This window comes from Denitratisoma sp. agr-D3, from assembly GCF_054658675.1.
In genome coordinates this window covers 189805-202709 of sequence record NZ_BAAGIA010000003.1, presented here as the reverse complement: position 1 = coordinate 202709, position 12905 = coordinate 189805, and the positions used below count along the sequence as shown (strand labels likewise).

The following is a 12905-nucleotide window of genomic DNA, read 5'->3' as shown; positions in this document are numbered from 1 at the left end:
CGGCGGATCTGGCAGGTGGGATTTTTCCTGCTCTTCGCCCTGGCGCCGGTGCTCGACGTTTTTCGTTTCGACCTGTCGGCAGGTCATGCCTGGCTGATGGGCATGCCCTGGCGCCTGGGCATCGACGACTTTCTTGCCGGGCGCATCGGTCCATTGGAAGCGGGGCTCAATATCTTGCTGCGGCTCTTCCTGCCGCTGCTGGCCGGAGCGGGAGCCTTTCTCTATTGCGCCTGGCGCTGGGGGCGGCTCTACTGCGGCTGGTTGTGTCCCCACTTCTCGGCGGTGGAAACCATCAACCGGCTGATGCGCCGCGCCTCGGGACGGCAAAGTTTGTGGGACCGGCAGCCGATCCCGCCGCGTAATCCCGACGGCTCGCCCCAGCCTGCCCATGCCGCCTGGTGGCTGCCCACGGTGGCGTTCGCCTTGCTGTTCGCCGTACTCTGGGCCGTGGTGCTGCTGACCTATCTGCTGCCGCCCGCCGAGGTCTATGGTCGCTTGTGGCACTTGAATCCGACGCGCAACCAGAGGCTGTTTCTTGCCGCCGCCAGTACGGTGCTGACCTTGGAATTCCTCTTCGCCCGCCACCTGTTCTGCCGCTTCGGCTGCGCCGTGGGCTTGTTCCAGAGCCTGGCCTGGATGAGTAATCGTGACGCCCTGGTGGTGGGCTTCGAACGGGAACGGGCCGCCGATTGCGCAGCTTGCTATGACGCCGGCGGTCCCGGCCATGCCGCCTGCGAGGGGGTGTGCCCCATGCGCTTGCGGCCGCGCACGCCCAAGCACAAGATGTTCGCCTGTACCCAATGCACCCAATGCATCGAGGCCTGTGCCACGGTGCAGCAGGGACGGGGCCAGGTTCAATTGCTACGCTGGGTGGACAAGGATGCCGCCCGGCGCAACGAGGCGCAGGTCAGCCTGACCGGAAACCGGGACTGACATGGAAGAATGGGTCGGCGGTCTCTGGGACCGCTTCATTACCAAGGCCGCCAGTCAGGAGCACGAGGCGGCGGCAGTCTATTTGAAGGACATGGAAAAGACCCTGGGCATGATGTTCCGCGCCCTCGGTGGCGATCCCGGCTTGCGGGTGCAACAGGCTGTCGCCGCGCGCCACGGCGCCCGGCGCGGCTTCTTGCAACGCTTGGCCGGCACCGGGCAGCGCAGCGTCCAGGCGGGTCTCGATGGTGAGCGCCTCTGCTTGCCGGAGCGCATCGCCCTGTTTCCCGAGCGATCCCTCAACCGGGACCTGTATTGCTGGTTGGCAGCCCTGGCGGCCCATGACGTGCCCAGCGACGAGGAATGGATCGTGCGTAATCAGCGGGCAACGGTGGTGGCCTTGGCCCGTTTCCCCGGCCTACAGCCCCGCTATGAGCGGCTGGTCGCCGCGGTGCTGGCCCGGCGTCGCCGCCCTGACCAGATGCCGCCGGACGAGGCTGCCCAGGAACGGGCGGTCAGGGAGGCCTTGTGTAATCCCGGCCTGGTGGATGCCTTGCCCGCGTTAGAACGTGAGGGCAGCAAGTCCCTGCAACCGGTCCCCCTCTGGCTCTCTCCTCTGGTGGTCGTGCCCGGTGCGCCGCAGCGCCTCGAGCACCAGGATGCGGAGGAGGGCGCTCGTGCCCAGGACGCCGCAAGTCGCCATCGGGCGGAGCGGGTCGAAATGCCTACGGAAAAGAACGGCATCCTGCTCATGTTCCGCGCCGAAAGCCTGCTGTCCTGGGCCGAGTACGTGAAGGTGAACCGCAGCCAGGACGACGACCCCGAGGACGATGCCGCCAAGGCGGCGGCTGACATGGAGCAATTGAGCCTGGCCCAGGATGGTGAACGGGTGGCCTCCCGGGTCCGCTTCGACCTGGATTTGCCGGCCGCCGCCGAGGACGATCTGCCCCTGGGGCCGGGTATTCCCTTGCCGGAATGGGATTTCCGTCGGCAGGTTCTCCGGCCGGACTATTGCCGGCTGCAACCCATGGTGTCGCGTCAGGCGGCGGCCACGGAATTGCCGGAACGCCTGCGCGCCCACGCCCGCCGCCTGCGCAGCCAATTTGCCGCCCTGGCGCCGACCCGCCGGTGGCTCAAGGCCCAGCCCGAGGGCGTGGCGCCCGATATCGACGCCTGGGTGCGCCGCCAGGCGGATGCCCTGGCCGGCACAGTCAGTGGCGATGACGGTCTTTATCTGGCCCAGGTGCAGCAGGAGCGCGACCTGGCTTGCCTGGTACTGGCGGATCTGTCCTTGTCTACCGATGCCTGGGCCTCGGACGAGCAGAAGGTGATCGACGTGATCCGCGACAGCCTGATGCTGTTCGCCGAGGCCCTCAGCGCCACGGGTGACCGGTTTTCCCTGTGCGGTTTTTCTTCCCTCAAGCGCGGACAGGTGCGCTTCCATGAACTCAAGGCCTTCGACCGGCCCTACGACGCCGATGCCCGCGGCCGGGTCCAGGCCATCAAGCCCGGCTATTACACCCGGCTGGGGGCGGCCATTCGCCACGGCACGCAACAGCTGGTCCGCCAACCCAATCGCCAGCGGCTATTGCTGATCCTTTCCGACGGCAAGCCCCATGACCTGGACCTCTACGAGGGGCGCTACGGCATCGAGGACACCCGCATGAGCATTCTCGAAGCCCGGGAGCAGGGCGTCCGCGCCTTCTGCGTGACCATCGACAAGGAAGGGGCCAGCTACCTGCCCCACGTCTTTGGTGCTAGCGGTTACACCCTGCTGCGCCGGCCGGAGGAATTGACGACCCGTTTGCCCATGCTCTATGCCCAATTGACGCGGGAATAAGTTGGCTTTTTTCTTGCTAATGGCATATGACGTTTGTCAGGGTTTTGACAGGTTGTAAAAATTACAATTATTTACAAATAGATAGATAAATGGATCACGATTCATAGCAAAGGGCGCTTGCGCCCTTTTTTGTTGGGGTTTTCCCGGCGACGCGTGATCCATCCACCCAGATGGGAGTGTTGTGCGTTTTTTACCGACTTTGCTGGTGACCGGAGCCAGCGGCTTCATTGGCGGCGCCCTCGCCGCGCGACTGATTCATACCGACCGCTGGGACGAATGTCTGTTCCTCATCCGGGCCGAGCACCGCGAGGACGGCCTGGCCCGTATCGCCCATGTCCTGCGCCGCCATGGCGTGGATGAAGTGCATTTGGAACGTCTGCACCTGGAGCAGATCCTCTGCGGCGACTTGAACACGGTGGCGGACTGGCAGGACGATCCCCGTCTGCCGTCCATCCAGGATGTGGTCAGTTCCGCCGCTGTGGCTTCCTTCGGCAACCATCCCTCGATCTGGCCCACCAACGTGGACGGCGTGCTGGCCATGGCCCACGCCCTGTACCAGCGTTGCAAGTTGCGCCGTTTCTTGCACATCGGCACCGCCATGGCCTGCGGTCATCAGGCACCGATTCCCGTTCCCGAGGGCTACGACGCCGGGGAGGAAACCGACCACTTCCTCCAATACACCCATAGCAAGCACGAGGCTGAACGGCGGCTGCGGGAGGAATTGCCGGATCTTCCCCTGGTCGTGGCGCGGCCCTCCATCGTGGTCGGCCACAGCAAGCTGGGTTGTGAGCCCTCGGGCAGCATTTTCTGGGTGTTCCGCATGGCGCGGGCGCTGCGGGCCTTCCCCTGCGAACTGACGCAGCAGATCGACGTGATCCCGGTGGACTATTGTGCCGAGGCGCTGCACCTACTGCTGGACAAGCCCGATCTCCAGTTCGACCGCTACCACATCACGGCTGGTGCCAGTCGCGCCTGCACTTTCGGCGAGATCGACAGCGCCATTGCCCGCGACACGGGGCAAGCGCCCATGGACGATTACCAGGTCAAGGAATTTGCCGAGCTGGCCCAGATGCAGGACTCTTTCAAGGACCGGCTGGGGCACTGCAACAAGCGCATCGTGTTGCGGGCCATTCGCGCCTATGGCAATTTTGCCGCCCTGGGCATGGTGTTCGACAACACCCGCTTGTTGGCGGAGGGCATGCCCTTGCCGACGCCCCTGGCGGCTTACGCGGGACGCTGCGAGGTGACCAGCGCGGGGATTTCCATCGCCGAACAGATGCGTTTCGACTACAAGTAGGCGCGGCATGCCCCGATGAGGTCCGTCAGGGATCGGGGCATTCCCATGGGGCGCCCCGCACGGCTGGCGGCTAGTCGGGTGTTTTTTTGTCCGGCGGCGGGGTTTCCGGGACGAAGTCCCAATCACCGAAGGTGTACCAGTCCTCGCCGAGCATTTCCGCCGGGTGCATGGTTCGTCCCGAGCCGTTGCCGCAGCCTAGGGCATCCGCCGGACAGTATTTGTCGCATCCCCAGCAAATGCGCTCGGGATGCTTGGGGTTGAGGGGAAACTTCTTGGCCATGGCGCTGGGAGCGGACCGAGGTGGCGAGCAGCTTAGTGGCTGGTGCCCTCGGAGCGGCTGATCTTGTTCCAGACGTTGTATTTGCCCACCGGCTTGTTCATGGGAATGCGCTTCACTTCCTCCAGGGTACGGGCGTCGAAGACGATCAGGGCGCCGTCGTTTTCCCATAGGCTGGCCAGGGCGTAGCGGCCGTCTTTGGTGAATTCCACGTGGGCCAGGGTCTTTCCCGGCACGGGACGCAGTTCCTTCACCACGTCGAGGCTGTCCTTGTCGATCACCTGCAAGGTGTCCTTGAAGTCCTTGCTCATCATGGAATCGACGAAGGCGTAGCGGCTATTCTCGTGGCTACGCAGGAAGAAGCCGGGGCCGCGGGTGGGAATAGTCTTCACCGTCTGCCATGTGGCAAGATCCACCACCGTCACCGCAGCCGCCTTGAGGTCGGTGGTGGCCATGACGGTGTGTCCTTGTCGTTGCCAGGTGATACCGGAACCCAAGTGGGGCATGCCGGGCAGGTCCAGATCGGCGATCTTGCGCCGGGCGTCCAGGTTCACCACCTGGCCCTTGCCTTCCCGGGAGGTGCCCATCACGTTGCGATAGGACTGGTCGAAGAAAAAGTCATCCAGTACATCCTCCAGGGGCGTGCGGCGGGCATTGAGGAAGCCGGGCTTGGCGATGGCTTCGCCCATCTTGTAGTCATGCACGTAGCCGTCGTGAATGGGGGCCGCCTTTTCGTCGTAGCTGATCTCCCACAGTTCGGGCATGTCCTTCATGGCGGCGACGAAGCTGTGGCGCGGCTCGGCGGTGTAGACGGCAGATACCCGCGACAGCGTCTTGCCGTCCAGGCTGCGGGCTTCCAGGGTCTTGACCAGTTTCAGGTCGCTGTCCAGCAGCACCAGGTTGCGGGGTAGGTAGTTGGCGGCGATGACATAACGGCCGTCACCGGACACGGCGGCGTTGCGGGTGTTGATGCCCACCCGCACCTCGGCGATGATCTTGAGGTTCCACAGGTCGAACTTGGTGACCCAGCCGTCGCGGGAAGCGAAGTACACGTAATGGCCGTCCGGGGAAAACTTGGGTCCGCCATGGAGGGCGTAGTGGGAGGCGAAGCGGTAAATGGGTTCCAGCTTGTCGCCGTCCACGATGGAGACGTGGTGGTCGCCCCCTTCCACCACGACGAAGAGGTTGAGCGGGTCGGCCTTGAATACCGGTCGCTGGGACAGGGTCTTGGGATCGCTGACTTGGACGCGGGAGGCGACGATGTCGGCATCGGTCCAGCGGGGCGGTGGCCTCACCGGGCTATAGATCCAATCCACCAGGGCCGCGATTTCAGCGGGCTTCAGCGTGTCCTTGAAGGACGGCATCTGAGTGGCGACGCGGCCCTCGCTGACGGTGCGGATGGCCTCGGCCTTGCGCAGCCGTTCCAGGTTTTCCGGGAACAGGGCCGGACCCATGGCGCCCATTCTGTCGGCACCGTGGCATTGGGCGCAGTGGGCGGCGAACAGGGCCGGTGCCGCGGGCGCGGCATCGCTGCTGGCGGCTTGGGTTGAAACAGGGGGGACGGTAGTGGGGGCTGTGCTCTGGGCCTGGGCCGTCAGGGCCATGGCCGCAACGAGGACCAGCAAAATTTTCGGCATGGAAGTTCGGGTCGATGTCATTGGACGATTTCCTCGTCTGTCAGGTAGCAGGCCGGATCTTCACCCCAGACATCGCCCCCGGCCTGTTCCGCCCGTACCCGCGAGCTGCCGTTGCAGATGGAGAGGTAGCGGCAGTCGCCGCAACGGCCGCCCACGGCGCGCGGATGCTGGCGCAAGCCCGCCAGCAGCGGGTTGGACAGGTCGCTCCAGATGGCGGAGAAGGGCCGTTCCCGTACATTGCCCAGGGGCACGTGCCACCACATGGTGTCCGGGTGTACGGTGCCCAGATTGTCGATGTTGGCCACGTTCACGCCGCTGGCATTGCCGCCCCATTGTTGCAACTTGGCGGCGATGTGTGCGGCCCGGTCGGGGAAGCGGCGCTGGACCCAGTGGAGGAAATAGGGACCATCGGCATCCTGGTTGCCCGTGGTGAAGTCTCGCTCCAGGCCAGCCTGGTGGTCTTGCCAGCAGTGCTCGAACAGGCGGTCCATGGCGTTGCGGGTGGTCAGGTGAGCCGCATCGGTCTTGCGGTTCTTGTTGCCCCGGCCGGCGTAGTTGAGGTGGGAGAAATAGAAGCGCTGGATGCCTTCCCTGCGGACCAGTCGCAACAGCGGGTCCAGGTCCTGGGCATTCTCCCCAGTCATGGTGTAGCGCACGCCCACCTTCAGGCCTCGTTCCTGGCACAGCCGCAGGCCGATCATGGAAGCGGCGAAGGCGCCTTCCTTGCGGCGGAAGCGGTCATGGGTGGCTTCGATACCGTCCAGGCTGATGCCCACGTAGTCGAAGCCGATGTCGGCGATGGCGTCGATGTTGTGCTCGTCGATCAGGGTGCCGTTGGAGGACAGGGCCGTGTAGAAGCCCATTGCCTTGGCGCGGCGGGCGATGTCGAAGATGTCCGGCCGCAGCAAGGGTTCGCCACCGGAGAGAATGAGCACCGGCACGCGAAAGGACTTGAGATCATCCATCACCGTGTAGACCTCGTCGGTGGATAGCTCGCCCTTGAAGTCGGTATCTGCGGAAATGGAATAGCAGTGGCGGCAGGTCAGGTTGCAGCGACGGATCAGGTTCCAGATCACCACCGGGCCAGGGGCATTGCGACGGGGGGCGACCGGGGTGGGGTCGGTGATTTCTCGGATGAATTGGGAGATGCGGAACATGGCGGGGAAACGAATGGGAATGGGGGAGAGGGATTTTTATCCGGCAATGCGCAGGCCGGTTTTTTTCAGGATACGGGTGGAATAGAGAATGTCCCGGGCACGGCAGGCGCCGGGGAAAAGACTTTCCAGCTGAGTGGCAATGGCGTCCACTTGCGCACTGACTTCGTTGCGATCATGGCCGTGCACCATGGCGAACAGGTTGTAGGGCCAGTGGGGCAGGTGGCGTGGCCGGCGGTAGCAATGGGTGATGGCTTCCAGGCGTCCCAGGGCTTCGCCCACCGCATCGGCCACGCTGTTGTCGATGTCCCACACGCTCATGCCGTTGGCGACGTAGCCGATGGCGTAGTGGTTGGGCACGGCGCCGATACGCCGGATGGCACCCCGAGCCAGCATGGCCTTGAGCCGTTGCAATACTTCCTCGACGGGGATGCTCAGTTGTTCGGCAATCTGGTGGTAGGGCCGGGGCACCAGGGGCAGGCCGGCCTGGGTTGCAACGATCAAGGCCCGGTCGATATCCTCAGTGGGGGGCAATGGGGCGTTCATGCCTTGAGCCTCATGTCCACGAAGAACTCTTTCTCCTTGGGAAACAGATAAACCGGTAAACCTGTCACCGCTTCGATTGCTTGTGCGGCAGCCTCGATGCCTTCGGGGCTTTCGGTGGCAAGGACGAACCACATATTGAGTTCGTGCTCGCGCCGGTAGTTGTGTGCTACCTGGGGCAGGGCATTCACGGCAGCCGCGACTTCCTCGTAGCGGGATTCGGGCACCGCCATGGCGGACAGACAAAACTTTCCACCCAGGCGCTCGATCTGGAACATGGGGCCGAAGCGGGTCAGCACGCCATCGGCCAGCAGGCTTTCCAGTCGGGCCAGCAAGGTGTTCTCGTCCAGACCCAGGGGTTCGGCGGCGGCGGCGTAGGGCCGCTCACAGAGAGGGAACCCGCCCTGTAGGGCATTGATGATGGCCCGGTCCATGTCGTCGATGGAGCGAGATTTGGTTTCACGCATCCCGGCCTCCGATGGGCGTGGTCGCGTAGCGGGCGCCGCACTGCTTGAAGCAGCGGCGGCTGAACAGGACCTGGTGAGGATAGGCGTCCAGTCCCAACTGCTGGGCGGCCTGGTCGCGCAGGGCCTGAACGGTGTCGCGGTCCTTGCCGTGGATCATGCAGTAGAGGTTGTAGGGCCAGTGGGGTAGGGAGCGTTCGCGCCGGTAACAGAGGGTGACGCCGGGCACGGCGGCCAGTTGCCGGCCAAGGATGCTGACCTGATCGTCGGGAATGTTCCAGACGCACATGGCGTTGGCGGTGTAACCCAGGGCCCGGTGCCGCACCACGACGCCGAAGCGCTTGAGCAGGCCATCCCGCAGCCAGCCTTCCAGCATTTCCAGGGTCATGGCTTCGCTGAGGCCGGCCTTGGCGCCCAACTCGGCGTAGGGATGGGCGCTCAGGGGCAGGCCGTCTTGCAGGGTCGCCAGCAGCGCCTGTTCCAGGGAGGGGAGGGCACAGGGGGCGCGGCTGTCCACATTGTGCGAGGGAACTGCCGGCCTGCGGATCGTCTCAGCCGTGGCGGCGCAGGATGCAGTCGTGGCGGCATCGTGGCGGGCGTCGTAGCCCCGCAGGTCGAAGCCCAGGTCGATGTGATATTCCTCGCTCAGGGGCAGGGACAGCACTGACAATCCGGTGTCGGCGGCGATGGCTTGCAGGGTTTGGCTGCGCTCTGCTTCGCTAGGGGCGGTGACCACGAACCACAGGTTCCAGTCACCTTCCCGTTCGTAGTTGTGGTTCACGGCGGCGTGGCGATTCACCTGGGCGGCGACGGCCTCGAGTCGCTCCTTGGGCACGGCCAGGGCGGCCAAGGTGCTGGCACCCAGGCGACGCGGGGCCACCACGGCGCCGATGCGGCTGACAGCGCCGCTGGTCAGACCTTCCTCATAGGCGGCCATGACCGTGGCTTCGTCCAGGCCCAGTTGCTCGGCGATGGCGAGGAAGGGCCGGGGCACCAGGGGAAAGTCCCGCTGGTAGTCATTGAGTAGGCGCAGGCCGATGTGGTGGCGGTCGTTCATGTCAGAACCCCGTCCGGGCGGCGCGGGAGGAGAACAGGATGCCGCTCGGGCTGTCGCTTTCCAGGGTGCGCAGTACCTTGTGGCTGGCGGTGTCGTAGATGTTGACCTTGTTGTCGTCCCGGGCGGAAATCCACACCGCTTCGCCCCGGGGGGTGAATTCCATGTGCAGCACGGCCTTGCCCGGTTCCAGGGTGTCGCTGACGGTATTGCGCAGGGTGTCGATGACCTGCACCCAGCCGTTGTCGGGGAAGGCGAAATTGACCCAGACCTCGCGGCCGTCGGGGCGGGCCATGACGAACACGGGCTGGCTCTTGACCGGGATGCGGCCGACTTCTTGCCAGGTGCGGGCGTCCACCACCAGCACTTCGTGGCGGCCGATGGCGGGCAGATAGGCGCGGCCATTGGCCACGGACCAGCCGCGCAGATGGGGCATCTTGTACACCGGCAGCGGCGCCTCGCCCTTGCCGTAGCCGGCCATCACCTTGCGCACGCCCTGTTCCGGCTGCCAGGTGTCGAGCAGGGCCAAGCCGTCCTCGCCGAACAGACCGGCCACGTAGTAGCGACCGTCGGGGGTGGCGAGGCCATCGTAGGGCTGCTTGCCGGCCGGGTAGGTGACGGTTTTCGGATGGGTAGGGTCGGACAGGTCGGTGATGCGGATTTCACCGGCATCGAACAGGGCATAGGCGAAGCGCTGGCCGGGCAGGTCGCTGAGGCCCACGACCTTGGAGCGCTTGCCCTCGTTGCCGTAGGTGGCGGGTACGTCGGCCACCAGGGTCAGGGTATTGGCGTCGAAGGCCTTGATGCCGCCTGGCTCATAGTTCTGGGCCACCACCAGCTTGCCGTCCTGGGAGATGGCGCCGCCGATGGCGTTGCCGGCCTGGACGATGCGCTTGACCAGGGTGGCGGTGAGCAGGTCCACCTTGGAGATGCCGCCATCGCGGCCGAAGACGTAGGCGTAGCGCTGATCCCGGGAGAACACGGCGGAGGCGTGGGACAGGTCGCCCAAGCCATCCACTTGGCCGATGACTTTTTGCTGCGTGGTATCCACGATCTGCACGCGGCCGCTGGCCCGTTCGATGACGATACCCAGGTCGCCGGTACCGCGCAGGGTTTCCGCCAAGGCGGGCGAGGTTGTCGTGCAGAGAACGGCGAGGGACAGGGTCGCCAAGATCGATGCGATCCGCGCGAGATAAGGTTTCATGTCAGTGTCCCGGGGGGAATCCGGCCAGTAACTGGCGGGCGATCCAGCGGGCTTCGTCGTCGTCCAGAATGCCCTTGAAGGGCGGCATGGGCGTACCGGGGCGGCCGTGGATGATGGTGGCAATCAGGGTTTCTTCACTGCGGCCAGCGAGGGCTGCCGGCGTCAGGGCCGGACCGAGGCCGCCCTTGAGGGTCAGGCCGTGGCAGGAGCCGCAGTCCTGGCGCACCAGGTGCACCAGGGCTTGTTGGCGCGGGACGGCGGGTTCCGTCGCCCCGACTTGGAAGGAGGCCCCAGCGAGCAGCGCCAGGACCAGCCGATATGGCATCAGGCGGCGCCCTTCAGAATCCAGGCGATGACCGTCTTCAGGTCGCCGTCGGAAATCTTGTCGGGACCGTTGGGCGACATGGGAATGGCGCCCCAATTGCCGGCACCGCCCTTGCGTACCTTGTCGATCAGCTTGGCTTCGGCATCCTTCTGGTCCTTGTACTTGGCCGCCACGTCCTTGAAGGCGGGACCCACCAGTTTCTTGTCCTTGGCGTGACAGGCCATGCAGCCGGCCTTGCCGGCCAGGGCTTCGTTGGCCTGGGCCGCCGGGGCGAGGCTGATGGCGAGCAGGGCGGAGATCAGCAGTGCGATTTTCATGATGTTCCTTTCGATGGGGGCCGGGCCGGCGCATGGTGCGCCGCCCCGGTGGTGGCATCAATAGATGTCGTTCTGAGTGTTGTAGACGTTGAACTTGCCGGTAGGCGTGACCAGACGGGAATCCTTGATCACGGTCTTCAGCTTGCGGGTCTTGTCATCCACCACGACGATGGCGGACTGCTGGTTCTTGGCGGACCAGACGGAGAACCACACCTCGTCGCCAGCCTTGTTGTACTCGGGCTGAACCACGCGCTTGGCACCTTCGCCCAAGCCGGACCACTCGGCGATGGGCAGTACTTCATAGCCCTTGTCCAGGTTGTTGATGTCGTATACCGCGATGGACTGGCTGATCTTGGCGTCCGGATTGAGGGCGGTGTCCACCCACAGGTTCTTGGACTTGGGATGGGTCTTGATGAACAAGGATCCGCCGCCCTGGCCCTTGAGGGTATCCACCACCTTCCAGGCCTGGGCCTTGTGCTTGACCGGGTCGGTGCCGATCAGGCTGATGGTTTCGTCGCCCAGGTGGCCGGTGGCCCAGACGGGACCGAACTTGGGATGGACGAAGTTGGCACCGCGACCGGGGTGAGGAATCTTGCCCACGTCGATGATGGCGGCCATCTTGTCGTCCTTGGTGTCCACCACGGCGATCTTGTTGGAGGCGTTGGCGGCCACCATGAAGTAACGGCCGGTGGAGTCGAAGCCGCCGTCGTGGAGGAACTTGGCCGCATCCAGGGTGGTGATCTTCAGGTTGCTCAGATCCTTGTAGTTCACCATCATGATCTTGCCGGTTTCCTTGGCGTTGATCACGAACTCGGGGTGGTAATGGGAGGCGACGATGGAGGCCACGCGGGGTTCCGGATGGTATTCGTTATCCACAGTCATGCCACGGGTGGACACGATCTTCAACGGCTTCAGGGTGTCGCCGTCCATGATCACGAATTGGGGCGGCCAATAGGTGCCGGCCACGGCGATCTTGTCCTCGAAGCCCTTGAACTTGGAGGTTTCGACGGAACGGGCTTCCAGGCCGACCTTGATCTCGGCGACGTTGTCCGGTTTTTCCATCCACAGGTCGATCAGGTTGATGCGGGCATCGCGGCCGATCACGTACAGATAGCGGCCGGAGGCGGACAGGCGGGAGATGTGCACCGCGTAGCCGGTCTTGATGATGTTGATGATCTTCTTGGTGTCGCCGTCGATCAGGGCCACTTCGCCCGCGTCACGCAGAGTGGTGGAGAAGATATTGGCGATGTTGTAGCTGTTCATCTTCTTCGTCGGCCGTTGGGCGACGGGGATGATGTCCTTCCAGGTCGCTTCCATGTCCTTCAGGCTGAACTCGGGCGGCTGGGGCGGGGTTTGCTGCACGTAGCGGGCCATCAGGTCCACTTCGGCATCGGTGAGTTCACCGGAGGTACCCCAGTTGGGCATGCCGGCGGGGGAACCGTATTTGATGAAGACCTTGAGGTATTCGGTGCCGTTGGCCAGGGTTTTGTCCGGTGTCAGGGGTTTGCCGGTGGCGCCCTTGCGCAGCACGCCGTGACAGCCGGCACAACGTTCAAAGTAGATCTGGCGGGCCTTGTCGAACTCGGCCTTGCTCATGGCCGGTGCCTTGGGGTTGATGTCCTGGTACATCTCAACCCCGGCCAGCGGAGAGCCACCCGCGCCCTGGTAGGCGGTTTCGGCGGCGGGCATGTTCTTGTGCTGCGTTTTCGCATCATCCGCAAAGGCGTTGCTGACTGCCAGCGGCATCAATGCGAATGCACTGATGATGACTCCGGTCTTTCTCATGAGAATCTCCCCTCAAGTAGTGAATGCGCTCCCCGGATAGAGAGCGCCTGCAACAAGCACAGCGCAGTCTCCTGATCT

General features: G+C 64.4%; 13 protein-coding genes. 3 read left to right on the top strand and 10 right to left on the bottom strand.

Annotated elements, in window-relative coordinates:
- Positions 1-15: 15 nt before the first annotated feature.
- The 3 genes from ACYQ2U_RS09530 to ACYQ2U_RS09520 all read left to right on the top strand — a co-directional run bounded on the left by ACYQ2U_RS09530 (position 16) and on the right by ACYQ2U_RS09520 (position 4067).
- The gene (locus tag ACYQ2U_RS09530; RefSeq protein WP_459950128.1) at positions 16-933 is read left to right on the top strand and encodes a 4Fe-4S binding protein; all 918 of its coding nucleotides are present in this window, start codon (positions 16-18) and stop codon (positions 931-933) included.
- A gap of 1 nt (position 934) precedes the next feature.
- A complete protein-coding gene (locus ACYQ2U_RS09525) occupies positions 935-2770 on the top strand; it encodes a VWA domain-containing protein (RefSeq protein WP_459950127.1) in 1836 nt (611 codons plus the stop codon).
- Between the two features lie 205 nt (positions 2771-2975).
- Positions 2976-4067, top strand: a complete 1092-nt coding sequence (locus tag ACYQ2U_RS09520; protein ID WP_459950126.1) for an SDR family oxidoreductase — start codon at positions 2976-2978, stop codon at positions 4065-4067.
- A gap of 70 nt (positions 4068-4137) precedes the next feature.
- Here ACYQ2U_RS09520 and ACYQ2U_RS09515 read toward each other — a convergent pair whose 3' ends face one another.
- Genes ACYQ2U_RS09515 through ACYQ2U_RS09470 form a run of 10 tightly spaced genes read right to left on the bottom strand, consistent with a single transcriptional unit; the run spans position 4138 to position 12827 of the window.
- The gene (locus ACYQ2U_RS09515; RefSeq protein ID WP_459950125.1) at positions 4138-4347 is read right to left on the bottom strand and encodes a DUF3079 domain-containing protein; all 210 of its coding nucleotides are present in this window, start codon (positions 4345-4347) and stop codon (positions 4138-4140) included.
- Between the two features lie 32 nt (positions 4348-4379).
- Positions 4380-5981 carry a cytochrome D1 domain-containing protein gene (locus ACYQ2U_RS09510; RefSeq protein ID WP_459950124.1) on the bottom strand — a complete coding sequence of 534 codons (1602 nt, stop codon included), beginning with the start codon at positions 5979-5981 and terminating at the stop codon, positions 4380-4382.
- Positions 5982-5998: 17 nt separating this feature from the next.
- Positions 5999-7138, bottom strand: a complete 1140-nt coding sequence (nirJ, locus tag ACYQ2U_RS09505; RefSeq protein WP_459950123.1) for a heme d1 biosynthesis radical SAM protein NirJ — start codon at positions 7136-7138, stop codon at positions 5999-6001.
- 36 nt (positions 7139-7174) lie between these two features.
- Positions 7175-7681: a siroheme decarboxylase subunit beta gene (gene ahbB, locus ACYQ2U_RS09500; RefSeq protein WP_459950122.1), complete on the bottom strand. Its 507-nt coding sequence runs from the start codon at positions 7679-7681 to the stop codon at positions 7175-7177.
- Positions 7678-8145, bottom strand: a complete 468-nt coding sequence (locus ACYQ2U_RS09495; RefSeq protein WP_459950121.1) for an Lrp/AsnC family transcriptional regulator — start codon at positions 8143-8145, stop codon at positions 7678-7680. The genes ahbB (ACYQ2U_RS09500) and ACYQ2U_RS09495 overlap by 4 nt, the downstream gene beginning before the upstream one ends.
- The gene (ahbB, locus tag ACYQ2U_RS09490; RefSeq protein WP_459950120.1) at positions 8138-9199 is read right to left on the bottom strand and encodes a siroheme decarboxylase subunit beta; all 1062 of its coding nucleotides are present in this window, start codon (positions 9197-9199) and stop codon (positions 8138-8140) included. The genes ACYQ2U_RS09495 and ahbB (ACYQ2U_RS09490) overlap by 8 nt, the downstream gene beginning before the upstream one ends.
- Before the next feature lies 1 nt (position 9200).
- Positions 9201-10400 carry a cytochrome D1 domain-containing protein gene (locus tag ACYQ2U_RS09485; RefSeq protein WP_459950119.1) on the bottom strand — a complete coding sequence of 400 codons (1200 nt, stop codon included), beginning with the start codon at positions 10398-10400 and terminating at the stop codon, positions 9201-9203.
- Position 10401: 1 nt separating this feature from the next.
- A complete protein-coding gene (locus tag ACYQ2U_RS09480) occupies positions 10402-10725 on the bottom strand; it encodes a c-type cytochrome (protein WP_459950118.1) in 324 nt (107 codons plus the stop codon).
- Entirely contained in the window at positions 10725-11042 is a 318-nt protein-coding gene (locus ACYQ2U_RS09475; RefSeq protein ID WP_459950117.1) for a c-type cytochrome, read from the bottom strand. The genes ACYQ2U_RS09480 and ACYQ2U_RS09475 overlap by 1 nt, the downstream gene beginning before the upstream one ends.
- 57 nt (positions 11043-11099) lie before the next feature.
- Positions 11100-12827: a cytochrome D1 domain-containing protein gene (locus ACYQ2U_RS09470; protein ID WP_459950116.1), complete on the bottom strand. Its 1728-nt coding sequence runs from the start codon at positions 12825-12827 to the stop codon at positions 11100-11102.
- Positions 12828-12905 lie beyond the last annotated feature (78 nt).